Annotated in this window: 22 protein-coding genes; 5 read left to right on the top strand and 17 right to left on the bottom strand. The window is 62.1% G+C overall.

The features are described from left to right. Nucleotides 1-21 precede the first annotated feature (21 nt). From J2X71_RS06280 to J2X71_RS06235, 10 genes are all read right to left on the bottom strand, one after another. A complete protein-coding gene (locus J2X71_RS06280; RefSeq protein WP_310380199.1) occupies nucleotides 22-1,977 on the bottom strand; it encodes a BTAD domain-containing putative transcriptional regulator in 1,956 nt (651 codons plus the stop codon). Nucleotides 1,978-2,661: 684 nt separating this feature from the next. After that, entirely contained in the window at nucleotides 2,662-3,474 is an 813-nt protein-coding gene (locus tag J2X71_RS06275) for an aldo/keto reductase (protein ID WP_310380198.1), read from the bottom strand. 194 nt (nucleotides 3,475-3,668) lie between these two features. Next, nucleotides 3,669-4,568 (bottom strand): carboxylating nicotinate-nucleotide diphosphorylase, encoded by a 900-nt coding sequence (nadC, locus tag J2X71_RS06270; RefSeq protein WP_310380197.1) that lies wholly within the window; start codon nucleotides 4,566-4,568, stop codon nucleotides 3,669-3,671. A gap of 1 nt (nucleotide 4,569) precedes the next feature. Next, on the bottom strand, nucleotides 4,570-6,114 hold the full coding sequence (locus tag J2X71_RS06265; RefSeq protein WP_310380195.1) for an L-aspartate oxidase: 1,545 nt from the start codon (nucleotides 6,112-6,114) through the stop codon (nucleotides 4,570-4,572). Further along, the gene (nadA, locus tag J2X71_RS06260) at nucleotides 6,111-7,082 is read right to left on the bottom strand and encodes a quinolinate synthase NadA (protein WP_310380193.1); all 972 of its coding nucleotides are present in this window, start codon (nucleotides 7,080-7,082) and stop codon (nucleotides 6,111-6,113) included. Before nadA ends, J2X71_RS06265 begins: the two co-directional genes overlap by 4 nt. Nucleotides 7,083-7,153: 71 nt before the next feature. Further along, nucleotides 7,154-8,050 (bottom strand): NrtR DNA-binding winged helix domain-containing protein, encoded by an 897-nt coding sequence (locus J2X71_RS06255; protein ID WP_310380191.1) that lies wholly within the window; start codon nucleotides 8,048-8,050, stop codon nucleotides 7,154-7,156. Nucleotides 8,051-8,149: 99 nt separating this feature from the next. Beyond that, nucleotides 8,150-8,953 (bottom strand): 3-methyl-2-oxobutanoate hydroxymethyltransferase, encoded by an 804-nt coding sequence (locus J2X71_RS06250; protein ID WP_310380189.1) that lies wholly within the window; start codon nucleotides 8,951-8,953, stop codon nucleotides 8,150-8,152. Between the two features lie 50 nt (nucleotides 8,954-9,003). Then, a complete protein-coding gene (locus J2X71_RS06245) occupies nucleotides 9,004-10,230 on the bottom strand; it encodes an FAD-dependent oxidoreductase (protein ID WP_310380187.1) in 1,227 nt (408 codons plus the stop codon). A gap of 8 nt (nucleotides 10,231-10,238) precedes the next feature. Next, complete coding sequence (locus J2X71_RS06240) at nucleotides 10,239-10,553, bottom strand: MocE family 2Fe-2S type ferredoxin (RefSeq protein WP_113320291.1); 315 nt, start codon at nucleotides 10,551-10,553, stop codon at nucleotides 10,239-10,241. 36 nt (nucleotides 10,554-10,589) lie between these two features. Continuing rightward, the gene (locus J2X71_RS06235; RefSeq protein ID WP_310380184.1) at nucleotides 10,590-11,678 is read right to left on the bottom strand and encodes a fatty acid desaturase family protein; all 1,089 of its coding nucleotides are present in this window, start codon (nucleotides 11,676-11,678) and stop codon (nucleotides 10,590-10,592) included. Nucleotides 11,679-11,812: 134 nt separating this feature from the next. On the opposite strand from J2X71_RS06235, the gene J2X71_RS06230 reads away from it, so the two are divergent. Together J2X71_RS06230 and J2X71_RS06225 are read left to right on the top strand one after the other, a co-directional pair. After that, complete coding sequence (locus tag J2X71_RS06230; RefSeq protein WP_310380182.1) at nucleotides 11,813-12,841, top strand: LacI family DNA-binding transcriptional regulator; 1,029 nt, start codon at nucleotides 11,813-11,815, stop codon at nucleotides 12,839-12,841. Between the two features lie 215 nt (nucleotides 12,842-13,056). Next, a complete protein-coding gene (locus tag J2X71_RS06225; protein WP_310380180.1) occupies nucleotides 13,057-13,869 on the top strand; it encodes a TIM barrel protein in 813 nt (270 codons plus the stop codon). 5 nt (nucleotides 13,870-13,874) lie between these two features. Here the strand turns inward: J2X71_RS06225 and cobM are convergent, their stop codons facing one another. Further along, the gene (gene cobM / locus J2X71_RS06220) at nucleotides 13,875-14,633 is read right to left on the bottom strand and encodes a precorrin-4 C(11)-methyltransferase (RefSeq protein WP_310380178.1); all 759 of its coding nucleotides are present in this window, start codon (nucleotides 14,631-14,633) and stop codon (nucleotides 13,875-13,877) included. Between the two features lie 4 nt (nucleotides 14,634-14,637). Then, nucleotides 14,638-15,867, bottom strand: coding sequence for a precorrin-6y C5,15-methyltransferase (decarboxylating) subunit CbiE (cbiE, locus tag J2X71_RS06215; RefSeq protein WP_310380176.1), 1,230 nt, complete (start codon nucleotides 15,865-15,867; stop codon nucleotides 14,638-14,640). Between cbiE and J2X71_RS06210 the strand changes: the two genes are divergently transcribed. After that, nucleotides 15,866-16,636, top strand: a complete 771-nt coding sequence (locus J2X71_RS06210) for a cobalt-precorrin-6A reductase (RefSeq protein ID WP_310380175.1) — start codon at nucleotides 15,866-15,868, stop codon at nucleotides 16,634-16,636. The two genes, cbiE and J2X71_RS06210, sit on opposite strands and share 2 nt — an antisense overlap. Here J2X71_RS06210 and J2X71_RS06205 read toward each other — a convergent pair. The 5 genes from J2X71_RS06205 to cobF form a co-directional block, all read right to left on the bottom strand. After that, the gene (locus J2X71_RS06205) at nucleotides 16,600-17,364 is read right to left on the bottom strand and encodes a precorrin-3B C(17)-methyltransferase (RefSeq protein ID WP_310380174.1); all 765 of its coding nucleotides are present in this window, start codon (nucleotides 17,362-17,364) and stop codon (nucleotides 16,600-16,602) included. The genes J2X71_RS06210 and J2X71_RS06205 overlap by 37 nt on opposite strands. Beyond that, nucleotides 17,361-18,086 carry a precorrin-2 C(20)-methyltransferase gene (locus J2X71_RS06200; protein ID WP_310380172.1) on the bottom strand — a complete coding sequence of 242 codons (726 nt, stop codon included), beginning with the start codon at nucleotides 18,084-18,086 and terminating at the stop codon, nucleotides 17,361-17,363. Before J2X71_RS06200 ends, J2X71_RS06205 begins: the two co-directional genes overlap by 4 nt. Beyond that, nucleotides 18,083-18,715, bottom strand: coding sequence for a precorrin-8X methylmutase (locus J2X71_RS06195; protein WP_310380170.1), 633 nt, complete (start codon nucleotides 18,713-18,715; stop codon nucleotides 18,083-18,085). Before J2X71_RS06195 ends, J2X71_RS06200 begins: the two co-directional genes overlap by 4 nt. A 2-nt stretch (nucleotides 18,716-18,717) precedes the next feature. Next, nucleotides 18,718-20,079, bottom strand: a complete 1,362-nt coding sequence (gene cobG / locus J2X71_RS06190) for a precorrin-3B synthase (protein WP_310380168.1) — start codon at nucleotides 20,077-20,079, stop codon at nucleotides 18,718-18,720. 77 nt (nucleotides 20,080-20,156) lie between these two features. Further along, complete coding sequence (gene cobF, locus J2X71_RS06185) at nucleotides 20,157-20,921, bottom strand: precorrin-6A synthase (deacetylating) (protein ID WP_310380166.1); 765 nt, start codon at nucleotides 20,919-20,921, stop codon at nucleotides 20,157-20,159. 202 nt (nucleotides 20,922-21,123) lie between these two features. Here cobF and repA point away from each other — a divergent pair, with 202 nt between their 5' ends. Both repA and repB read left to right on the top strand, forming a co-directional pair. Then, entirely contained in the window at nucleotides 21,124-22,320 is a 1,197-nt protein-coding gene (gene repA, locus J2X71_RS06180) for a plasmid partitioning protein RepA (protein ID WP_310380164.1), read from the top strand. Continuing rightward, nucleotides 22,317-23,306 carry a plasmid partitioning protein RepB gene (gene repB, locus J2X71_RS06175; RefSeq protein ID WP_310380161.1) on the top strand — a complete coding sequence of 330 codons (990 nt, stop codon included), beginning with the start codon at nucleotides 22,317-22,319 and terminating at the stop codon, nucleotides 23,304-23,306. The genes repA and repB overlap by 4 nt, the downstream gene beginning before the upstream one ends. Nucleotides 23,307-23,333 lie beyond the last annotated feature (27 nt).

The raw sequence follows: 23,333 nt of genomic DNA, 5'->3' as shown, positions 1-23,333 counted from the left end.
GCTTCGTTAAAAGGCCTTGCATTAGGGAAGACCGGCGAGTTGCAGGCCTTTTATCAACGGATCAGTGAAGGCCGGATCGCGATCGGGGACGAAATGACGGATCTCTTCGCTGCGGAAATCGGGGAAATTATCCAGCACGACCTGAGCGTAGTTCCTGGCTTTTGCGGCATCGCCCGCCATGGCATGGGCGGCCGCAAGCAGGCGCGCCGTCGCCTGTTTTGCCTTCACCGGCTCCAGCGCATCGATCGCCTTTTCGTACTCTTCGCGCATGAAATGGATGCCGCCTAGGTTCCAGTAATAATAGTCCGGCGGCAGCGGATTGAGCTTGAAGGCAGCGCGACTGAGCTCGAGGGCCCGATCGAAATCCCCGTCATGGGAAAGTGCGTCGGCAAAATCGGCCAAAATGTCGGCGTCGTTGGGATTGAGATCCTGAGCTTGCTGGAAGGAATCGAGGCTTTCTTCAAACCGGCGGCGATAGAGCGCCACGAAGCCGAGTTCGCGATAGGCCCGGCCGCTGTTCGGGTCGGTCTGCCGCGCCATCCTTGCGGCACTGTAGGCTTCGTCCAGCAGCTCCCGATCGCGCATCCCGCGGATCAGCCATTCCATGCCGAGGGCGCGCGACATTCCGGCATGAGCCGGCGAGAAATGTTCGTAGCGGCTGAGCGACGACTTGAACCATTTGCGCGCCTGGCGCAGGTGCTGCAGGTCTGTCTGTGAAATCAGCCGCTTGCCTTCGAGATAGAGGCGATAGGCGGAAGCCGGCACGTCGCCGAGCGGCATCGCCAGTTCGTAGCGCTCGATCGTATCGGCAAGCGTCATCACGATACGCCGGGTCAGCTGGCTGAAGGCTTCGCTGATTTTCTGCATCGCAAAAGGAATTTCGACCCCCCAGAGCACTTCGGAGGTTGCCGTGCGCGTCAGCCGGCAGGTGGCATAGACATCCTCGTCGCGGCTCTGGATCGTCACATAGACGGCATAGTCGAAGGAGAGGTCGAGCGGACCGATGGTCGGGCGCGTCGGGTCGAGCGCGCGGCTCAGCATTTCCAGGCTGGTATGAGCGGCAATCACCTTGAAGCCGCGCTGCTGGCTGAGCCCGATTGTGACATCTTCGAGCAGCGCGCGGCCGACGCGCTCCATCAGCGGATCGGTAAAGATGCTCTCGGGCGGCAGGATGACGATACGCGGCTGGCCGACCGGATCGATCAGCAGTTCCGACACCGGATGCGGACGTTCCGTCGCCGCCGGCTGTGCCGCGGACAGGATGCCGAGTTCGCGGGCAAGGGCCGTCGTGGCCTCGTCCGGTTCGATATCGAAATCGTCCTTGAGCTGGCTGCGGCATTTCAGATAGGCCTGACGCGCCGCCGGCAGGTCATTCATGCGGGCGTGGGCGCGCATCAGCGCACGGCAGGCGATCTCGTTGGCAGGGTCGAGCTCGATCAGCCGCTTGGCAAAGGCGACCTGTTCCTCGTCCGGACGCTCGTCCTTGCTTTCCAACAGGCGGACAAGATGCGCCATGCGCGCTTCGTTAATCCGCTGGCGCTCGAAAGTTAGCCAGTCCTCGGCACCCTGCGTTGGAGATTTGACGCTTTCGAGCAATTCTCCGAGCAGGATGCCGCTTTCGTCCGGCCCCAACACATCCTTTTGTTTGAGGATATTGAGGTCGATCTCCCAGCCGGGCGCAAGGCCGAGATGGGTGCGCGTGGCAGTGAGCAAGGGCGGCAGGCCCTCGGGAATGCTCTGTTCGATGCGCGACAGAAGCTGGCGAAGGCTGCCGGCCCGTTTTTCGGGAAGTTCGGATTGCCATAGCTGGCATCGGATGGTTTCGCGGTCCACCAGCGGTTCTGACGACAGCGCTAACATTGCCAGCAGGAAATAGGACTTTTCGGGCAAAGGAAGCTCAGTCCCGGCGGCCAACAATCGCGGCCTGCCGAGCAGACATAATCTGTTCGCTTTCACTTCCCCGGTTGACCCGTCCATCAGGGTTCTCACCTTTAAAAGCCGGAACGCTTGGAACGGACCGACCGATTACATGATGTTAGAGTGAATAGCGGGCAACGGGAAGCGCTTTTGCTTTGCTGGAGCAATATTTTCATCGAATATTTACGCTCCGGCCGATGCTTGCTGCCAACACACTTTACGAATACTGCATATGACGTGAGACGCCGCTCTATTTCGGAGCATCATCCCGCCATGCGAACCGGCGCTGCCGCCATGTATTCGTCCAATGCCGCGGCTTCCTCGATCCCGCCGCCAATGACAAAAATATCGTTGATACGATCGCCCACACCCAATCTCCAAACTGTCGCCCAAATCAGGGCACTGCGCGTTCGGATACCGGGGAGGCACCGGCGTTCTGTATCGCCTCCGAAGACTCAAGCAAGCGCCATTCCGCTACTGCGGCAGCAGCGGTTCATTACTCTGTCAGACCGACTATCGTGCACGTTACGACGTGATTGAGACAATGATGTAAAGGCTGAAATCAGCGGCCAAGCGCCGCAACTGCAGCCTGTCGGACGAACGCTTGGTCCAGTCCGGCTAACGAAAACGAAGGACTGCCTGCATGTGCAACGCTTGCCCTTCACGCCGACACGCGGCTCGGTTTAGCGATCATCGCGACCGCGCTCGATCCAGTCGCACGCGACCGTCGATCGTCGGAAAAACCTAGTCCCACTTCGGGCCCCAGTCCGGATCGACGACGCGGTGATTGCGGTCGATGGTTTCGATGCGGGCGACTTCCTCAGGGGAAAGCCTGATCGAGCTTGCCTGGAAGTTCGAGCGGATGCGCTCCGGCCGGCCCGATGTGGGGATGGTGCAGTAGCCCTTGGCGAGTTCGAAGGCGATCGCCACCTGTTCCGGCGTCGCATCGTGTTTTTCACCGATTGCGCGCAGCACCGGCTCGTCGGACAGAATGCCACGGGCGATCGGCAGGTAGCAGGTGACGAGAATGTCTTTTTCCCGGCAATAGTTTGCGAGCTTCTTGTTCTGCAGGATCGGATTGAGCTCGAACTGGTTGTTGGCGATCCTGCCCTTGCCGAGTAGTGCTTCCGTCTCCTCCAGAAGGGCGATCGTGAAATTCGAAACGCCGATCAGCTTCGTCAGGCCGCGGGCCTGCGCTTCTGCGATCTGGGTGATGTAGACGTCGAGCGGAATGCGGCCATTGGGCGAGGGCCAGTGGATCAGCGTCAGGTCCACCTGGTCGACCTTGAGCGCTTCGAGGCTCTTTTCCAGCGAAGGAACGAGTGCGCCGGCACCGAAATTATCGGTCGAGATCTTCGTCGTCAGGAAGACCTCGTCTCGGTTCAGGCCCGAGCGGCGCAGCGCTTCGCCGACTTCGAATTCGGTATCATAAGTCTGCGCAGTGTCGAGGTGCCTGTAGCCGGTTTCGAGCGCACACAGGATCGCATCGATACCATCCTTGCCGTTGCGCCCAAAGGTGCCAAATCCCATCAACGGAATAACATCATGTTTTTGCAAATCTATTTCCTCCAATTCGCCTCACTCCTCCAGCGGGCTCATGGAGCTTTGCAATAGCTTGGGGCTCTGTCCAGCGAAAAACGCCGACAGAATTTCGGGCAAATCCTGATGGGGGTTTAAAGAAAATACGGGCGTGAATTGGGGCCCTGATACGGCAGCCGGCAGAGGTCGGCTACCGTATGGGAGGAATTGCTCTAGAATGCCTGGGCAAGACGGCGGAACGGCGACGCACTTTCGGCAGCGGCTTCGACGAAATCAAGACCGATATCGAGAACCGGGGCGCTGTGCGTCAGCCAGCCGACCGAGATCAGGTCGACGCCGGAGGCGGCAATGGCCGGTGCGGTTGCCGGCGTGACGCGGCCGGAGGCCTCGGTGATGGCGCGACCGGCGACGATGCTGACGGCCTCGCGCAGCTGATCGGGCGTCATGTTGTCGAGGAGGACGGCATCGACCCCTTCGCCCATGGCCTCGTGCAACTGGTCAAGCGTGTCGACCTCGACCTCGATCTTAACCATGTGGCCAACGCCTGCCTTGGCGCGGCGGATTGCTTCTGCCACGCCGCCGGCAATGGCAACGTGATTGTCCTTGATCAGCACCGCATCATTGAGCGCAAATCGGTGGTTCATACCGCCACCGGCCCGCACGGCATATTTTTCCAGCGCCCTCAGGCCGGGCGTCGTCTTGCGGGTGCAGACGACGGAGGCTTTGGTGTTGCGGATCGCCTCGACTATGCCTGATGTCACTGTGGCAATGCCCGAGAGATGACCGAGGAAATTCAGCGCTGTGCGCTCGGACGTCAGCAGCCCGCGCGACGGGCCTTCGATGGTGGCGATCAGGCTGCCTGGCTCTACGGCGGCACCATCAGGCAGATGCCGCTTCATCGTGATGGCGGGATCGACGAGCTGGAAGGAAAGGTCTGCGGCGTCGAGACCAGCAACCACACCCGGCTGGCGGGCGGCCATGACGACCGTCGAGCGATGTTCTTCCGGGATGACAGCTGCCGAGGTGATGTCACCGGCAAGGCCGAGATCCTCGGTAAGGGCGGCACGCACCAGCGGCTCGACAATGACGCGCGGAAGGGAAGCGAGGTTCATCTCAGGCACTCCTTGCAAGGGGATGGGAAGCGGTCGCCCGGGCAATCTCCAGGGCGTCAGTCAGCGTCATTTTCCGCCGTGCGGCTTCGGCCCGCCTCAGCGGAAAATCGGTGCGGGCATGGGCTCTGCGTGATTCCGCCCGAAGGCTGGCGAAGACGGCAATCAACAGCGCAACAATCGCCGGATCGGAAGCCGGCCCCCCGGCTTCGACAAGCGGCAGCAGGCTTGCGACGGCGCCATGGATGGCGCCTGCATTGCGCAATACGCCGAGATGGCGCGAGACGATCGGTCGGACGGGGGAAGGATCGGCCGCCGCGGGCAGCGTTACTATGGATTCAGCTGTCGAGGGTTTTGCGGCTGGGGTCGCAAGAATGTCACGTGCCGCACGTATGCTCATGACGGCGGCCTCCAGCAGTGAATTGCTGGCGAGCCGATTTGCGCCGTGCAGGCCGGTTGAGGCCGCCTCGCCGGCAACCCACAGGCCTGCAATGGAGCTGCGGCCGGCAGCATCGGTCGCTACCCCGCCCATGTGATAATGGACGGCAGGGCGCACCGGGATCAGCTGACGCGACGCATCGAGACCGGCTTCCCGGCACAGAGCGTCGATGACCGGAAAACGCGTGGCGAAACGATCGCCAAGTGCTGCGCGCGCGTCGAGGAACACCCTGCCGCCACGCGCCAGTTCGGCGCTGATGGCGCGGGCCACCACATCGCGCGGCGCCAATTCAGCGCCCGGCACGCCGGCCATGAAACGGTCGCAGCTCTCATTGACGAGCACGGCACCCTCCCCGCGCACGGCTTCGCTCACCAGCGCCAGTGGCCGGCGACGGGAATCAAGCGCAGTCGGGTGGAACTGCACGAATTCCATGTCGGCAAGTTCGGCGCCGGCGCGCGCGGCAAGCATGATACCCTGCCCGAAATTGCCGGTCGGATTGGTCGTCGCCTCATAGAGGCCGCCGATGCCGCCGGTCGCCAGCACGATCCGCCGTGTCGGAAGGATGACGGCGCCATTCTCGCTCGCGCAGACGAGGCCGCTGACACCGCTCTCGTCCGTCAGGATGCGGCGGGCCTCCAGCCCTTCGAGCACCGTGATGGAGGGTGTCGCGGTAACGGCTGCGACCAGTGCACGGACGATCGCCGCACCCGAGCCGTCGCCGTCCGCATGCACGATGCGGCGGCGGCTATGGGCGGCCTCAAGCCCCAGCGAAAAGCTGCCATCCGGCGTCTTGTCGAAGCCGACCCCTGCTCGCTCCAGCGCGGCGATCGCGGCCGGCGCCTCGGCGACGATGCCGGCAGCGATGACGGGATCGCAAAGCCCGTCGCCAGCGGCGAGTGTATCGGCCAGATGCAGGTCGGCGCTGTCATCGGCGCCGAGACTGGCGGCAATGCCGCCCTGCGCCCAGGCGCTTGACGTTTCAGCGCCGAGGCCAGCCCGAGTAACGATGACAACTGGCTCAGGCGCAAGCGTCAGCGCCGTCATCAGGCCTGCAAGGCCGCTGCCGACGATGACGGTGCGGCCGGTGACTTGGTCAGCAATCTCGCTCATATTGCCAGCATCCTCTCGACAGCGCGGCGGGCAGCGACAGCGACCGCGGGATCGACAGTCACTTCGTGGCGGTTTTCTTCCAGTGCCGCGCGGATATTGGAGAGCGTGATCCGCTTCATGTGCGGGCAGAGATTGCAAGGGCGGATGAATTCGACATCGGGATGATGCACGGCGACATTATCGCTCATCGAGCATTCGGTCAGCAGCACGACGCGGGCCGGCTTCTTCTGCCCGACATAATCGGACATGACGGCGGTGGAGCCGGCGAAGTCAGCCTCGGCAACGACATCCGGCGGGCATTCGGGATGGGCAAGCACCGTCACGCCGGGGTGGTTCTCCCGCAATTGGCGAACATCTTCGGCAGTGAAAAGCTCATGCACCTCACAATGGCCATGCCAGGCGATAATTTCGACATCGGTTTCCTTGGCGACATTCTGGGCAAGATACTCGTCCGGGATCATCAGCACCCGGGGAACGCCAAGGGATTCGACGACCTGTTTGGCATTGCCCGAGGTGCAGCAGATGTCCGAGGCCGCTTTGACGGCTGCAGACGTGTTGACATAGGTGATGATGGGCACGCCTGGATGAGCCTGGCGCAGCAGCGCGATATCCTCGGGCGTGATCGAGTCCGCCAGCGAACAGCCGGCCCCCATATCGGGGATCAGCACTGTCTTTTCCGGGTTCAGGAGCTTTGCCGTCTCGGCCATGAAATGCACTCCGGCCAGCACGATCACGTCGGCATCGACCTCGATGGCTTTTCGCGCCAGAGCCAGGCTGTCGCCGACGATATCGGCCACGCCATGGAAGATTTCCGGCGTCTGATAGTTATGCGCCAGGATGACGGCATTGCGCTTGCGCTTCAACTCGAGGATCGCATCGACATCGTCCTGGAACATCATCCATTCGGCTTTGGGAATGACGCGGCTGACGCGATCATAGAGGGACGACGCGGATACAAGGTGGTTCATGGCCGGCTCCATCAATTATGCTCGATTTGAGCATATCCTGCGCACAGAGATATTCTCACAGTGAGCATATGTCAATTGCGGGAGAGAGGTAATTTCGTTCCAGCGAGCGCGCGCTCTTCGAGAATGGTCTGGCGGAAGCGGAAAAGCTTGGCCGGCCGGCCGCCGGTTTCGCTCGTCGCCTCGCCGGTTTCCTCCACCAGTTCCTGCTGTTCGATCAGGCGGCGGAAGTTCTGCTTATGCAGCGTCAGGCCGGCCAGCGCTTCGACGGCCCGCTGCAATTGCAGAAGGGTGAAGCTTTCGGGCATAAGTTCGAAGACGACCGGGCGGTATTTGATCTTGGCGCGAAGCCTTGCAATGCCGGTCGCGAGAATCCGTCGGTGGTCGGCAAACATCGGTCGGCCGAGATTGTCGTTCTTGCTAGAGCCGGCTTCCGTGACGAGGCCCGCCTCATAGAGCAGTTCGTAACGCTGCAGTGTCAGGTCTTCGTTCCAGCCGCCGCCGTCGAGCCCGAAAGTGAAATCGGCGCGGCGGTGGCGATATTCGCGCCTGGAGGGATCGGCATCGGCCCACAGGCGCAGGCGAGCGATCAATTCGTCCATGACGGCTGGCCGCCCGTCGCGATGGTCTTCCCAGGGGAAATATTCATACCAGCCGTGCCAGCCCGGCCGGCCGGCGCCCGTCTGTTCGTAAACGAGGCCGAGATAGCTGATGGATATGGTGCGTCCGCCCTGGATGTCGTTGTTCCGGTCGCGGTCGGCAAATGTGTAGAGCTGCTCGAGAAAACCGACGGGATGGGCAGTCTGTTCCTGGATCCATTCACGCAGGCCCGATTGCAGCGTGCGATGGCCCATTTCGAAAGGGCCGGACGGAAGTGCATCGCCACTCTGGATCGTCATGACACGCGGTTCATCGCCCGTCACCGCGACGAGAACCGCGATCAATTCCGCATGTGCAAAGCCTATCGTCACCAGAGCCTGAGAATCTGTTCGTGATCGCTCTATTCTCTGACATAGGCCGGCATCGATGCCAATGGCGGGTTCCTTTTCTCCCCAGCGACCGAGGGCCTTCTATCCCTCGGCTTCCAGCCGATGCAGGAAATTGCGCAATTCGGCTTCGTCGATACCGACAAGGTGACGCTTTTCCGGATAGGCTCCCGAGCGGATATCCTCGACAAATTCGCTGAAGGCCGCAATGCGCTCGCGCTGTAGCCGGTCATATTCGGCTGCGAAGTTGCGGTAGACCTTGGCGTGTCGCGGCGTGTGGTCTCTGGTCGTGCCGAGCACGTCGTCGGCGAAGAGATACTGCGCATCGCAGCCGCGCCCGGCGCCCATGGAGATCATCAGCATCGAGGTGCGGTTGGAAATCGCAGCCGCGACATCGCCGGGAACGACCTCGATCTCGGCCGCGAATGCGCCGGCATCCTGAAGCGCCTTCGTCTGGCGCCAGACGTCGAAGGCGCTAGCGGCCGACTTGCCGACAGCGCGAAAGCCGCCGGTCCAGGTCGCCTTCGAAGGGATCAGTCCGACATGGCCGCAGACGGGAATACCCTCGTCGCGCATGCGGCGGATCGTCTGCAGGCTTGCGGCGCAATAGACGGCGTCGCCGCCTGCCCTCAGCGCCTTGAAGGCCTCGCCTATATAGTCCTCGGCCGAGACATGGTCGCCATATTCGAGGCCGGGAATGGCAAAGGGTGTGGGGGCCGCCTCGCGAAAGACCGGTCCCAAGAGGGTTGGCGGCACGGAGATCATGTCAATGCCGGCTTTTTCCGCCGCTTCCGCCTCATCGAGCGAGGTGACGCGCAGCATCGTGAGCTGCCGTTTTTCCTTGAGCGCCAGGAGGTCGGCGACCGTGGCGCGATTATGTTTTTTCATCGCAATATCCTTTGGACCAGTATTCGTTGGGTCGGTATTCGGGGAAGCGATCAGGCGGCGAGAAGCGTCTTCAGCTTGACGTTGCTGGCCGTCAGCGCGGCCGGATCGGGATGGGCGCGTGCGGCAATCAGCATTTCCGCCAGACGGATGTCGCGGGCGACCGCATTGCCGGGTCCGATGCCGCTTGCTGCGATCAGCCGGCCCTCGGCATCGAGATGGAAAAGGATGAAGGCCCCCTCGCCGAGATCGCGGCGCAGATGGGCGACTGCGCCATCGGCAAGCCCTGTTATCTGCAACGTCATCTCATACTGATCCGACCAGAACCACGGCACGGCGGAGACCGGCTCATCGGCGCCCAGCATGTTGGCAGCGGCAAGCGTGCCCTGTTCCTGCGCATTGCGCCAGGATTCCAACCGCACACGCCGGCCGCCATAGATTGTGAGTGGAAAGGAGCAGCAGTCGCCGGCAGCGAATATATCGGCGGCGGAGGTGCGCAGCCGATCATCGACGGCAATGCCGTTGTCGGTATGAAGTCCGGCCGCTTCGGCAAGCTCGGTATTCGGCCGGGCGCCGATGCCGACAAGCGCAATGTCGGCCTCGACCGTCTCTTCGTTGGAAAGCCGGATGACAGCCTTGCCCTCCCGCTCGGTCAGGGATTCGATGGAGACACCGCAGCGCAGATCGACGCCCTCTGCACGGTGGCGCTCGGCGACAAGATGGGCGACATCCTCGGGAACGCCGCGCTTCAGCACCCGCTCCAGCCCTTCGACGAGAACGACATCGGCGCCGAGCTGACGCGCGGTTGCTGCAACCTCCAGGCCGATGAAGCCGCCGCCGATGACGGCAAGCCGCTTGCCGGGCTGCAGCATGGCGCGCAGCGTCACCGCATCATGATGCGTGCGCAGGAGGCGGATATGGCTGCTTTCACTGGGAGCATTGGGAAAGGCGCGGGCGCTGGCGCCCGTTGCAAGCAGCAGCCGGTCATAGTTGAGGCGATTGCCGTCTGACAGGGTAACGGTATGGACCGCGGCATCGAGGCCGGTTGCCGTGATACCAGTCAGCAGGCGGATATTGCCGGCCTCATAGGTTTCCTGTGCGGCGATGAATTTCGGATCGACATTGCCGGCAAGGCCGGCTTTGGAGAGCGGCGGGCGCTCATAGGGAGCGTGCGGTTCGGAACCGACGAGCGTGATCTCACCGTCAAATCCCTTTTCCCGCAGCGCGAAGGCGGCGCGTGCCCCGCATTCCCCTGCCCCCAGGATGACAAAATGGGCCATGGCGCACCTCAGATCGCGATGAAGACGGCGCCGCCTTCGATCTTGACGGGATAGGTTTTGAGGTTGACGCAGACGGGGGCGCCCTTGGCCTCGCCCGTCTTGTAGTTGAAGCGGCCATTGTGCTTGGGACATTCGATGATCTCGTCCATGACGAGGCCGTCGGCGAGATGGATCTGCTCATGGGTACAGAGCCCATCAGTCGCAAAGAACTCATCGTCCGGGCTGCGATAGACCGCGAAGGTGCGCCCGCCATGGTCGAAGCGGATGACATCCTCCTCGTCGATCTCGTCCTTGCCGCAAACCTCGATCCAGTTTCCGTTCATCTCTTTTCCTCCCTCGATCTTGTTCTATTGAGCAGCCTACTGGGCTGCAGGCGCCAGCTCGGCGTGAAATTCCTCGCGATAGGGTCGCGCTGTCGCCGGCAGTTCCCGCTTCAGGAAATAATCTTCGTTGCGAAGCTGGCGCAGAAAGGCCGGGATCATCTCCCTATAGCCGGACCAGATCGACGGATTGGGCGCCGGCAGGTCGTGCTTGATCATCGCATGCAGCTTCGGCAGCGCGTGGTAGGGCACCATCGGGAACATGTGGTGTTCGACGTGGTAGTTCATGTTCCAGTAGATGAAGCGGCTGATCGGGTTCATGTAGACCGTGCGGCTGTTCAGGCGGTGGTCGATGACATTGTCTGCAAGCCCACCATGCTGCAGCAGGCCGGTCAGCACGTGATGCCAGGCGCCATAGAGGCGCGGCAGGCCGATCAGCATCAGGGGCAGGATCGAGCCCAGGTAAAACGCAAGCGCAATGGCGACGGCGTAGATCGCAAGCCAGATACGCGCAATGCGGATCGCCTTCGGCTGTTCCATCTGAGGGATGAAGGTCTTTTCCGCCGCACTGATGATGCCGGCCGAATTTCGGACCATGTCGATGACGGCATGCCAGGCATCGAGAATGCCGAAGAAATTCAGGATCAGCCGAAAGAGATCGGGCGGGCGCATGACGGCGATCTCAGGATCGCGGCCGACGATGACGGTGTCGGTATGGTGGCGCGCATGGCTCCAGCGCCAGGTCACCGGATTGCGCATGATCATGAAGCAGGCGATCTGGTAGACGACATCGTTCATCCAGCGCGTCTTGAAGGCGGTGCCGTGGCCGCATTCGTGCCAGCGGCTGTCGGAGGCCGAACCGTAGAGCACACCATAGGCGAGGAAAAAAGGCACGGCGATCCAGGAGCCCCAGAAGAAAATGCCGAGCGCGGCAAAGATCACCATACTGCCGAGCCAGAGCGCGGTGTCACGGATCGCCTGGTCGTCGGAGCGCTGCATCAGCGCCTTCATCTCCTTGCGGGCAATATCGGTATGATACCATTGCGCGGCCGCAAGACCGGTTTCGACCGCCGTCCTGCCGCTCTCTCCCAAAAGGCTGTAATCGCGCTTCGTTGCCTCGCCAGCCATGCCTTCCTCCTCATCAGCTCTTGGATCAGGAGAATAGGTTGACTTCGAAAGGCGCTCAATGCAGGCTTGATATATTCTATCAAAAGCCATCAAAGACGGCTTTCATTCATGATTGAAAACCATCAGGAATAGCTATGCGCCGCCCAACCATCTCCGATCTCGCTCAGGTCTCCGGCGTTAGTGTTGCGACCGTCGATCGCGTGCTGAACGGCCGCCATCGGGTGCGCGAGGAAACGGCGCGTCGTGTCTATGATGCCGCGCAATCGATCGGCTACCATGCCGTCGGCCTGATCCGGCAGCGCGTCTTCGAGGATCTGCCACAATATCGGCTGGCCTTCCTGCTGCAGAAGCCGACGCAGCCTTTCTATCAGGCCTTTGCCCGCGAGATCGAAACGGCGGCCCGCAACGTCACAACTGCGCGGATCCAGACGCAAGTGGAATATCCCGCTGCGGCTACGCCCGCCGCCATCATCGAAAAGATCAAGCTGCTCGGCGCCCGCAGCCAGGCGGTCGCGCTTGTCGGGCCGGATTATCCGGCCGTGACGGCAGCCGTCGAGGAGTTAAAGGCGCGCGGCGTTCCGGTCTTCTCGCTGCTGTCCGATCTCGCGACAGGGGTGCGGGACGCCTATGTCGGCGTCAACAACCGCAAGGTTGGTCGCTCCGCCGCCTGGATGATTGCCAAAGCTGCCCGCCGGCCTGGCAAGGTCGCCTGCTTCGTCGGCAGTCACCGTTTTCATGGCCACGAGCTTCGCGAAATGGGCTTCCGCTCCTATTTCCGCGAGGAGGCGCCTGATTTCGAGGTGGTCGAAACGCTGATCAATCTGGAAACGCCTGAGATCACCCATGAGGCGACATTGACGCTCCTGCAGAAACATCCCGATCTCGTCGGCCTCTATGTCTGTGGCGGCGGCATGGAAGGGGCGATCTCGGCATTCCGGGAAGAGGAGATCGGCGGCCGCATTGTGCTTGTTGTCAACGAGCTGACCGCCGACAGCAAGGCAGGCCTTGCCGACGGCATCGTCACCATGGCGATTGGAACGCCGCTGCCGGCGCTCTGCAAGGAAGTGGTGGCGCTGATGACCGGCGCGCTGGAACAGGGCGAGATCGCCATCCCCGGCCAGTCCTTCCTGCCCTTCGAGATCTTTCTGCCTGAGAATATCTAGAGCAATTCCACCACAAGTGCGTAGCGGTTTTGCGCCCGCAATTGCGAAACAGGCTGTTCTAGAATGATGGAATTCTATCATCGCTCCAGAAAATCTATCAGCGATGATAGGCTTTGATGCCGCGCAACAGATGGATTGGCGGATAAATTCCAGTAGAGATTCGATCAGACATTCATACTGCTTCTCACTCACGAGGGGCGAGAAGGAGATTTCGCATGGCATCCATTCGTTTCGCGCTGAACCATATGGCAGCACCTTCGCTTTCGATCGAGGATTTCTTTGCGCTTGCCGCCTCGCTCGGCATCGATGCGGTGGAAATCCGCAACGATCTCGCCGGCAATGCCATTCTCGATGGTACAAAGCCTGAGGTCATCAAGGAGGCGGCGGCCCGCCACGGCGTTGCGATCATCTCGATCAACGCGCTGCAGCGCTTCAACGAATGGAATGCGACGCGCGAGCGGGAAGCTCGCGAGCTGATCGATTATGCAAGGGCTGTCGGCTCGCAGGCGCTGGTGCTGGTTCCCAAGAATGACGGTACGGGCCGCGCCGATGGCGAGCGCCAGGCCAATCTGCGCCAGTCGTTGACGGCACTCCGCCCCATGCTCGATGCCGCCGGCATTGTCGGTCTGGTCGAGCCGCTCGGCTTCGAAATCTGCTCGCTGCGCTCCAAGGCGGAAGCAGCCGATGCGATCGAGACGCTCGGCGCGCAGCCGACCTTCCGGCTGGTGCATGACACGTTCCACCATCACCTTGCCGGCGAAACGTCCTTCTTCCCGCATCTGACGGGGCTCGTGCATATTTCCGGCGTCAGCGATGCCGCCGTTTCCGTTTCCGACATGCGCGATCCACACCGTATTCTCGTCGATGCAGATGACCGGCTTGGTAATGCCGCCCAGATCCACGCTTTGCTGCAGGCAAGCTACAAAGGCCCCTTCTCCTTTGAGCCCTTCGCGTCCGAAATCCATGCGCTGAAGGACCCCGGCGCCGCGTTGAAGGCGAGCATGGATTATATCGTCGCGAAGGTCTGAAAAGCCTATTCGCGTCCGCGGAAGCGGCGCTGATAGGCGGCGTCGTAGAGCGAGCTTTCGCGGAAATCTTCTGATCCGAGTGAGCGGCCGACAAAGATGATGGCTGTCCGCTCGATCGGCTCGGCTGCCACCTTCGCCTCGATATCGGCAAGCGTGCCGCGCAGGATACGCTCGTCTGGCCAGCTGGCTTTCACCACGATGGCGACAGGGCAATCGGCGCCATAGAGAGGCGTCAGTTCCGTGACGACCTCAGCCAGCGCATGGATGGCAAGGTGGATTGCCAGCGTTGCTCCCGTCGCGCCGAATTTTTCGAGCGTCTCCTCATTCGGCATCGGCGAGGCGCGGCCGGAGACACGCGTCAGAACGAGGCTCTGCGCCACGGCCGGGATCGTCAATTCGCGGCCGAGAGCCGAGGCCGCTGCCGCAAAGGCTGGAACGCCCGGCGTCATCGTATAGGCGATGCCGTGTTTCTCCAGCCGGCGGATCTGCTCTGCGACCGCGCTCCAGACAGAGAGATCGCCGGAATGCAGCCGCGCCACGTCCTGGCCGGCATTGGCGGCATCAAGAAATTCGGCCTCGATCTCGTCAAGCGACATCGGTGCGGTATCGACGATGCGCGCGCCCGGCGGGCAATATTGCAGGAGCTCGGGCGAGACGATGGAGCCGGCATAGAGGCAGACAGGGCATTTGCCGATCAGGTCGCGTCCGCGCACCGTGATGAGATCCGCTGCACCCGGTCCGGCGCCGATGAAATGAACGACCATTCTTCTATTCCTTGATCCAGCGCCATTGCGTGACGGGCATGGCCGGGCGCCAGCCGCTCATGCCGCCGACGGGTGCGGCGCGGGTGATTTCGATTTTCGTCAGCGCGCCGCCGCGCGCCGCATATTCGGCGAACAGCAGCGCCTCCATTTCCAGCGTGACGGCGTTGGCAACGAGCCGTCCTCCCCGCTTCAGAGCTGCGATCGCCGCATCCATGACATCGGCTTCACTGCCGCCGCCGCCGATAAAGATCGCGTCCGGTGCCGGCAGACCGGCGAGTGCGGCGGGTGCGGTGCCTTCGACAAGGGCAAGCTGCGGCACGCCGAAACTCGCGGCATTGCGGGCAATGCGAGCGGCCCGTTCCGGCGCCTGTTCGATTGCGATTGTTTTCAGAGACGGATCGGCCAGCATCCATTCGATACCGACGGATCCGGATCCCGCGCCGATATCCCACAGGAGTTCGCCATGGCGTGGCGACAGCGCTGACAGTGTAACGGCGCGGATCTCCCGCTTGGTGATCTGTCCGTCATGTTCGAAGAGATCGTCGTCGAGACCCGAAGTATAAGGCAGGATGCGTGCTCCTGGCGCTGCCACGATTTCGAGGGCACAGACATTCAGCGGGTCGATCGTGTCGAGATCGAAGCCCGATGCCGTCGTGCTACGGATGCGCTCGCGTCCGCCGCCAAGCGCTTCCAGGACCGTCAGGCGTGTTTCGGGGAAGCGGTTGGCGACAAGCAGGTCGGCGAGCGCCTGCGGCCCTTTCTCGTCAGAGGTCAGCGCCAGAATATGCCTGCCGGCATGCAGGTGCGGCCGGATGAGGTCGAGCGGGCGTCCATGCAGCGACACACAGGCCGTCTCTTGCAGTGGCCAGCCGAGACGCGCCGCAGCAAGGCTGAACGCGGAGGGTGCCGGGATGGTGTGCATTTCGTGTGCCGCGATGCGGCGCAACAGCGTCGCCCCGACGCCGTAGAGGAAGGGATCGCCTGATGCCAGCACGACGACGGGCGTGCCGCGCCGAGCCTCGATCGCCTCGACCGACTTTTCGAAGGGGCTCTGCCAGGCAAAGCGTTCGCCGGTGATCAGTGTATCGGCAAGTTCAAGATGGCGCCCACCGCCGAAGACGGCGGGTGCGGCAGCAATCAGGCGCTTTGCCTCCTCGCCAAGCCCGTCTGGACCATCTTCGCCGATGCCGATAAGAGTGAGCCAGCGCGGGCCGGAGGGGGAAGTGTCAGACATGGAGAAGACCCGTATTCTGATCCTCGGCGGAACCAGCGAGGCGCGCAGGCTTGCTGAAGAACTTGCCACGCGGGAAGAGTTCGACATTCTTCTGTCGCTGGCGGGCCGCACGCAGGCTCCCGCCCAGCAACCGGTTCCCGTCCGTATCGGCGGCTTCGGTGGTGCGGAGGGGCTTGTAAACTTCCTGACGGGAGGAGGCTATCACCTGCTGGTCGATGCCACCCATCCCTTCGCCGAACGCATTTCGGCCAATGCCGCGATTGCTGCTGAACGCACCGGTATCCGCGCGCTCGCGCTCGTTCGCCCTGAATGGATGCCCGAACCGGGCGATCACTGGCATATCGTTGCGGATATTCCGGGGGCGATTGCGGCACTTGGCCCCGCCCCGCGCCGCGTCTTTCTGGCGACCGGCCGTCAGGGCGCCCATCACGCCGAGATCGCCCCACAGCATTTCTATCTGGTGCGCAGCGTCGATCCCGTCGATCCGCCGCTTGCCCTTGCCGATGTCGACTACGTCCTCGACCGTGGTCCCTTCACGCTCGAAAGCGAAATCGACCTGATGCGGAAGCATCGTATCGATGCCGTCATCACCAAGAACAGCGGCGGCATGGCGGCTTATGCCAAGATCGAGGCCGCACGCCTGCTCGGTATCAAGGTTGTCGTGATCGCCCGCGCGCCCGCTGCCATCATGACGTCGGTCGAAACGGTGGAAGCGGCGCTCGAGGCAATCGATCATCTCGTCTCTCCGGCCATGAAGCGCGGCGTATAGATCAGATCCGGCTGTCCTTCACGGGCAATCAGCCGGGTCTCGGGCGAACCGATGATGACGCAGGTCGCCATATCGGCAAGAGCGGCATCGGCTCCTTCAAGCGGCTGCACGGTAATCCGCTCGTCGGGCCGTCCGGCCGCGCGGCCGAAGATGACAGGTGTGGTGCCTGGCAGATGTTGGCGCAGCAGTTCGAAAGCGGTGCCGAGCTGCCAGGGTCGAGCCTTGCTGATCGGATTATAGAGGGCAATGACGAAGCCGGCTTGCGCCGCTAACGCCAGGCGGTTCTCGATGATGGCCCAGGGCTTCAGATTATCCGATAGCGACAGCGCGCAGAAATCATGCCCGAGCGGTGCGCCGACGCGCGCGGCAACGGCGAGCATGGCGGTGATGCCAGGTAGAACGGTGAGATTGATCCCGCGCCATTCCGCCGGCCCCTTGTCGATCGCTTCGCAAACGGCAGCGGCCATGGCAAAGACACCGGGATCGCCGCCCGAGACGACGCAGACATTCGCACCCCTGGTGGCGAGCGTCAGAGCAGCCCCTGCCCGGTCTAGTTCCTCGCGATTGTCGGAAGCGTGACGGGTCTGATCGGCGCGCAATGTCAGGCGATCAAGATAGGGACCGTAGCCGAAGAAATCAGTGGCAGCCTCAACGGCGGCCAGCGCTTGTGGCGTCATCTGCTCAGGGTTACCGGGACCGGTGCCGATCACGAATAGCCGCCCGCTCATCGGCGAGCCTCCCAGCCGGGCACCAGCACCAGCGAGAAATAGGGCGCATCGCCCTCTCCCCGTTCGGCAAGCTTGACCATTGCGGCATTTGCCATGGTGCCGCGTTCGACATAGAGCGCGTCGCCAAGACGTCCGGCCGCCTTCAGTGCGCGGCGGATCTTCGGCAGGTTGCGGCCGACCTTCATGATGACGGCGGCTTCTGTATCGGCAAGACGCCGGGTGAGCTCCTGCTCGCCCATCGTGCCCGGCAGGACGGAGAGCACGTCGTCGCCCTGGACGATCGGCATGCCCGCGAGCGACCAGCAGCCGGACATGGCGCTGATGCCGGGAATGACTTCGGTCGGGTAGCGCTGCGACAACCGCACATGCAGATGCATGTAAGAGCCGTAGAAGAGCGGATCGCCTTCGCTCAGCACCGCGACCATGCGGCCTGCCTCGAGATGAAGGGCAACGGCATCGGCGGATGTATTGTAGAAATCGGTGATGCGGCTCTGGTAGAGCGGGTCGTCTTTATCGAGCTCGGTTGTGACAGGATAATAGAGCGGAAGAAGTTCAATGCCGGGCTTCAAGAGATGCTCGACGATCGCTTTACCATTGCCGCCTTTGCCCTGCTTGGCGAAATAGGCAATCACGTCGGCACCCTCGATGGCCCGCACGGCCTTGACGGTCAGGAGCTCTGGATCGCCGGGTCCGGTGCCGACGCCGATCAGACGCCCGCTCATAGGCCGGGCCTCGAAAGCGCATTGATGGCGGCTGCCGTCATGGCGCTGCCGCCGAGCCGGCCGCGCACGATGGCATGGGGAACGCCATAGGAATTTTCCGCAAGCGCATCCTTGGATTCGGCAGCCCCGACAAAGCCGACCGGCATGCCGATGATCGCCGCCGGCTTCGGCGCGCCGTCGCGCAGAAGTTCGAGAAGATGGAAGAGGGCCGTGGGTGCGTTGCCGATGGCAACCACGCTGCCGGCGAGCCGGTCGAGCCAGAGATGGATGGCGGCGGCCGAGCGGGTATTGCCGGTCCGATGAGCAAGCTCGTGGGTGCGCGGATCGTGCAGGGTGCAGATCACCTTGTTCTGAGCCGGCAGGCGGGCCCGCGTCACGCCATGCGACACCATCTCCGCATCGCAGAAGATCGGGGCGCCATCCTGAAGGGCGATGCGCGCGGCATGGACGAAATCGGGTGAAAAGACGAAGTTCTGTGCGGCTTCGACCAACCCGCAGGCATGGATCATGCGGACAGCAATATCGGCTTCCTCGGGCGAAAAATGCGAGAGATCGGCTTCGCTGCGAATGATTGCGAAGGAGCGCTCGTAGATTGCGTCTCCGCTGCGGATATAATCGTAGTCTGGCATTGCTATTCCTGTTGCAGCGCCTCGGTGAGGCCATTGGGCCCAAGCCTTTTCAGACAATCGGCACTCGACTCGCCGGCGCCTCTTTTGTCGTTGATCAGCCGGGCGAGCCTCTCTATAGCGAAATCGATCCGTTCGCCAGCAATCCTTGCAGCCGGTCTGTCTGCAGCGAGACCGTTGACGATGAAGCCGTAACCTTCGCCCGTACCGACAATCGCGAGATCCGCGCGCCGATGCGCGCAACCTTTCGCACAGCCGGAGAGATGAAGCTTCAGCGAGCCGTCGAAGAGATCGGGAACCTGGTCGATCAACTGACTGGCGAGAGCCCTGGTATCGTAGAAGGCCGAAGCACAGGCCCCTGCCCCGGCGCAGGCAGCGATCTGCTCGGAAGGCTCGTTCGCCGTGACGCTGAAGCCATGATCGATGGCCGCTTCTTGAATTGCCGGCATTGCCGTCTCGGTCAGACCAATCACGAAGAAACCACGATCCGGAGCCAGCCGGATTTCCCTTGCGCCAGCGCTTTCGGCTGACGTAAGAAAGGAAAGCAGATCAGTGGCCCTTGCCTGACCGAACTTCAGGCGCACTCCGAGCACCGTGCTGCCGTTCCCCAGCCTCGTGACACCGACGAAGGACGATTTTCTTGGCGCTGGCCGGGTAGATCGGATGCTATCGATCTGCGGATAATGGGCGCGCAGTATTGCTGCGTCGATGTCGCGGGCGCGTGTCCGGCTGCCGCGCGCAATCAGCATCTGGAGCAGATCGCCGATCGCATTGACGGCGGCATCTGCTCCGCCGAGGGCGAGTGGGGTCGCGCCCGCATCATCGCCGGCGATTGAGACCAGCCATTGCCCGGCGGGCTGTGCTGCGATGCGGATATCGGCAATGAGCGCGGAAAGTGAAAACTCACCACCGCCATCGATCAGGATGGAGAGTTTCGGAGCAAGGTGCGGAGAGCTGAGAAGGTCGCCGAGCTTGCTGCGCAGTCCCGCTTCCATGTCTGCCGCATCGGCGATCTCGTCGGCATCGACGCCGTGCAGCGGTGACATTTCAATCGCCACGCCCTCAGGCACAATGATGCCGCTAGCATCGATCTCGGCTGCCAGCGGCCCGACGGAGCCGGTTTGAAGACCCCGGATCTGCAAATTGCCGCGGGCGGTGATTTCAAGAATACCGTTTCCATGTCGCGCCGCTGCCGAGGCCAACTGCCGGAACTGGGAAATCGTGAGTGCGCCGCCCGCTGGCCGCAGGCGAACGAGCAGGCCATCGCCGGTTTGCATGGGGGCTGCGAGCGCCGGGCAGGCGCCACGCTGCATGCCCGTTATATCAGGGGTTTCTGCTTCCAAGATCTTGCCGGCAGCGCTGTGCATTCATCCATCCTTTGGCCCATGTCTTACATGATCGCGCCGGATGCAGCAAAGCGAGATCGGGTGGGATATAGGGATGGCTACCCTTCGAAGTCCCGTCCCTTGCGCAGGAGATAGATATCCATGATCCAGCCATGCCGCTCGCGCTCTTCGGCCCGGAGCCGGAGGATGTCGTCGGCTATATCGCTAAGCCGGCCTGAGCGGATCACCTCGTTCTCCGTGCCGAGATAGGCGCCCCAGTAGATTTCCGCATCGGGATCGTCGATCTTCCAGAAGGCCTGTTCGCCATCGAGCATGACGACGGTGCTCTCACGCGTCAGCCCCGTTTCGCTCAGCCGCCGGCCGGTGGTGATCTCGACCGGCTTGCCGACGAGATTGACAGGGATGCGATGGCTTGCCGCCAGCGCCTGGATGCTGGTGATGCCGGGAATGACACGATAGTCGAAGGAACAGGATCCGGTGTTACGCACCCGTTCGATAATGCGGATCGTGCTATCATAGAGGCTCGGATCGCCCCAGACGAGGAATGCGCCGGCACCCGTATCCGGCAGGTCGCCGATCAGTCCTTCATAGATATGGGCGATAGCAGCATGCCACTCGTCTACGCTCTGGACGTAACTCCGGTCCTGGGTCGCGCGCTTTGGGATCTCGAATTCAACGATGCGCACAGTTTCGCGGGTCAAATATCGCTCGCAGATTTCCCTGCGAACCTCGGCAAGATCCGCCTTCGCAGCACCCTTGGTCGGGATGAACACGACGTCTGCCGCGTTCATGGCGTTGATCGCCTGGATGGTCAGATGTTCGGGATTGCCCGTTCCAATACCGATGATGTGGATATGCCGCACGCTTTCTGCCTCGCGATTTCCGGCGGTTTGTGCCGCCAAAGCAGGTCTTTGGCAAGGGTGGAGGCAAAAGTTGGCCGCGGCCAACCTTCTATCTGTGTGGTTAGCGAGCCGTTTATTGTCGCCACCTCCCGAATCATGTCATCTTCGATACGCTTTTTGACGCTATGTTGATGGAAAAGCGCTTTAAGAAGGGACAAGTGTTTTGGACAACATTAGCGTATCGACGACGGACGTTCGCATCGAACGGCACGCCACGCAGCTCTCACGTCAGTTGAAGCTGCTGCGAGAAAGGCTCTTCCCGCCGCTTTCGCAAAAGACGCTCCGGACATTCACCTCGGGTGAGGCGGCGCAGATGATCGGCGTCTCCGATGGGTATCTTCGCCAGCTTTCCTTGGACGGTAAAGGTCCGCAGCCGGATGTCTCGCAGAATGGCCGTCGCTCCTACACGCTCGGCCAGATCAACGAGTTGCGCCAACATATGGCGAAGATCAAACCGAAGGATGCGCTCTCCTACCTGCCTTGGCGCCGCGACAGCGAGAAGCTGCAGACAATCGCGATCACCAATTTCAAGGGCGGTTCGGCCAAGACGACGACGACGCTTTATCTGGCGCAGCATCTGGCGCTGGAAGGTTATCGTGTTCTTGCGATCGATCTCGATCCGCAGGCCTCGCTCTCCTCCCTGCTTGGCGTCCAGCCGGAATTCGATCTCGGCGAAGGCGACACGCTCTATGGCGCGATCCGCTACGATGCCCAACGGCGCCCGTTGAAGGATATTATCCGCAAGACCTATTTCGACGGTCTCGATATGGTCCCGGGCAATCTCGAACTGATGGAGTTCGAGCATGAAACGCCGCGTGCCTTGAGTGATCGCCAGAAGCCGGAGGAGCTATTCTTTCGGCGCGTCGGCAATGCAATCGCCGAGGTTGAGGCGGATTACGATATCGTCGTCATCGACTGCCCGCCACAGCTCGGCTATCTCACGCTCGGCGCCGTCTGCGCCGCCACGTCGCTTCTCATCACCATCCATCCGCAGATGGTTGATGTCGCCTCCATGTCGCAATTCCTGTTGATGACGTCCGACCTCTTGTCGGTGGTGCGCAAGGCCGGCGGCGACCTGCAGCATGATTTCATTAAATATGTCGTCACCCGCCATGAGCCTTTTGACGCGCCGCAGTCGCAGATCGTGGCACTCTTGCGCAGCCTCTTCGGCGATGATGTGCTGACGGCGACCATCCTGAAGTCGACGGCGATTGCCGATGCGGGCCTGACCAAACAGACCCTCTATGAAATTGAAAAGGGGCAGGTTCGCCGCTCCACCTATGACCGGGCACTGGAATCGGTTAACGCCGCCAATGGCGAAATTATCACCAGCATCCACAAAGCATGGGGCCGCACATGAGCAGACGAGATCGATTGAAGGGATTGTTCACCGACACGGCGCAGGAGTTGGCCGCGGCCAACTTCGAGGAAACCGCTGCGCGCGGTGCAGCCGGTCCGGTGCGCACCATGGCCCTGACACTCGGCCGCATGGAGGAAGAGAGCAGGGCGATGGAGGAGGCCCTGCTGTCCGGCGAACATATCGTCGAGCTCGATCCTGAGCTGATCGATTCTTCCTTCATCCGCGATCGCCTCGCTGATGAGCCGCTCGATCTGGAAGACGAACTCGTTCAGTCGATCGCCGAGAACGGCCAGGAAGTGCCGATCCTGGTGCGGCGCAATCCGCATCACGACGGGCGTTACCAGGTCGCCTATGGCCATCGCCGCCTCCAGGCCGTCAAGCTGCTCGGCCGAAAGGTGCAGGCGGTTATCCGCAAGCTCGACGATACCGATCTCGTGATCGCCCAGGGCATCGAAAACTCGGCGCGCCGCAATCTGTCCTATATCGAGCGCGCCGTCTTCGCGCTCAATCTTGAACTGAAGAAGTTCGATCGCCCTGTTATCATGAAGGCGCTCTCGACCGACAAGACGGAACTGTCGAAGCTCATCTCCGTGGCAAGGGCTATTCCCGCGGATATCATCCAGGCTGTCGGAGCCGCCCCCGGTATCGGCCGCAGACGCTGGATGGCGCTTGCGCAGGATTGGACCGAAGCCGCGGCATCACGTCTGACCAAGCTGATTGGCTCTTCCACCTTTAACGCCGTCGAGAGTGACCGCCGCTTCGAGCTTGTCATCGCCGAGCTTTCGAAGAAGGAAGAGACAAAGCCCGAGGGCACGGAATATGACTGGAAGCCTGCCAGCGGCGGCAAGATCGCCGGCCGCATCAAGAGTTCCGGCACGTCCTTCACCATCGCCCTGAAGACCGGTGACGCGCCGGATTTCGGCGCCTATCTCTCTGGTCGTCTCGATGAGCTCTATGACGCCTATAAGGCGGGGAAAGCCGGTTGAGGCAGCATGGAGGGGGCGAGCCGTTTG

Source organism: Rhizobium sp. 1399 (assembly GCF_031455475.1).
In the GTDB taxonomy this organism is placed as follows: Bacteria; Pseudomonadota; Alphaproteobacteria; order Rhizobiales; family Rhizobiaceae; genus Rhizobium.
The sequence above is the reverse complement of the archived record's forward strand: the minus strand, read 5'-3'. Positions and strand labels throughout refer to the sequence as shown.

Bases quoted from the DNA above. Each gene is read 5' to 3' on its own strand.
- J2X71_RS06210 (WP_310380175.1), top strand. From the start codon at position 15,866: ATGGAGAAGACCCGTATTCTGATCCTCGGCGGAACCAGCGAGGCGCGC.
- nadA (WP_310380193.1), bottom strand. From the start codon at position 7,082: ATGAACCACCTTGTATCCGCGTCGTCCCTCTATGATCGCGTCAGCCGC.
- J2X71_RS06200 (WP_310380172.1), bottom strand. From the start codon at position 18,086: ATGAGCGGGCGTCTGATCGGCGTCGGCACCGGACCCGGCGATCCAGAG.
- J2X71_RS06230 (WP_310380182.1), top strand. From the start codon at position 11,813: ATGCGCCGCCCAACCATCTCCGATCTCGCTCAGGTCTCCGGCGTTAGT.
- repB (WP_310380161.1), top strand. From the start codon at position 22,317: ATGAGCAGACGAGATCGATTGAAGGGATTGTTCACCGACACGGCGCAG.
- J2X71_RS06280 (WP_310380199.1), bottom strand. From the start codon at position 1,977: ATGGACGGGTCAACCGGGGAAGTGAAAGCGAACAGATTATGTCTGCTC.
- J2X71_RS06205 (WP_310380174.1), bottom strand. From the start codon at position 17,364: ATGAGCGGGCGGCTATTCGTGATCGGCACCGGTCCCGGTAACCCTGAG.
- J2X71_RS06265 (WP_310380195.1), bottom strand. From the start codon at position 6,114: ATGAGCGAGATTGCTGACCAAGTCACCGGCCGCACCGTCATCGTCGGC.
- cbiE (WP_310380176.1), bottom strand. From the start codon at position 15,867: ATGTCTGACACTTCCCCCTCCGGCCCGCGCTGGCTCACTCTTATCGGC.
- J2X71_RS06195 (WP_310380170.1), bottom strand. From the start codon at position 18,715: ATGCCAGACTACGATTATATCCGCAGCGGAGACGCAATCTACGAGCGC.
- J2X71_RS06235 (WP_310380184.1), bottom strand. From the start codon at position 11,678: ATGGCTGGCGAGGCAACGAAGCGCGATTACAGCCTTTTGGGAGAGAGC.
- nadC (WP_310380197.1), bottom strand. From the start codon at position 4,568: ATGAACCTCGCTTCCCTTCCGCGCGTCATTGTCGAGCCGCTGGTGCGT.
- cobG (WP_310380168.1), bottom strand. From the start codon at position 20,079: ATGCACAGCGCTGCCGGCAAGATCTTGGAAGCAGAAACCCCTGATATA.
- J2X71_RS06225 (WP_310380180.1), top strand. From the start codon at position 13,057: ATGGCATCCATTCGTTTCGCGCTGAACCATATGGCAGCACCTTCGCTT.
- J2X71_RS06245 (WP_310380187.1), bottom strand. From the start codon at position 10,230: ATGGCCCATTTTGTCATCCTGGGGGCAGGGGAATGCGGGGCACGCGCC.
- J2X71_RS06250 (WP_310380189.1), bottom strand. From the start codon at position 8,953: ATGAAAAAACATAATCGCGCCACGGTCGCCGACCTCCTGGCGCTCAAG.
- J2X71_RS06240 (WP_113320291.1), bottom strand. From the start codon at position 10,553: ATGAACGGAAACTGGATCGAGGTTTGCGGCAAGGACGAGATCGACGAG.
- cobM (WP_310380178.1), bottom strand. From the start codon at position 14,633: ATGGTCGTTCATTTCATCGGCGCCGGACCGGGTGCAGCGGATCTCATC.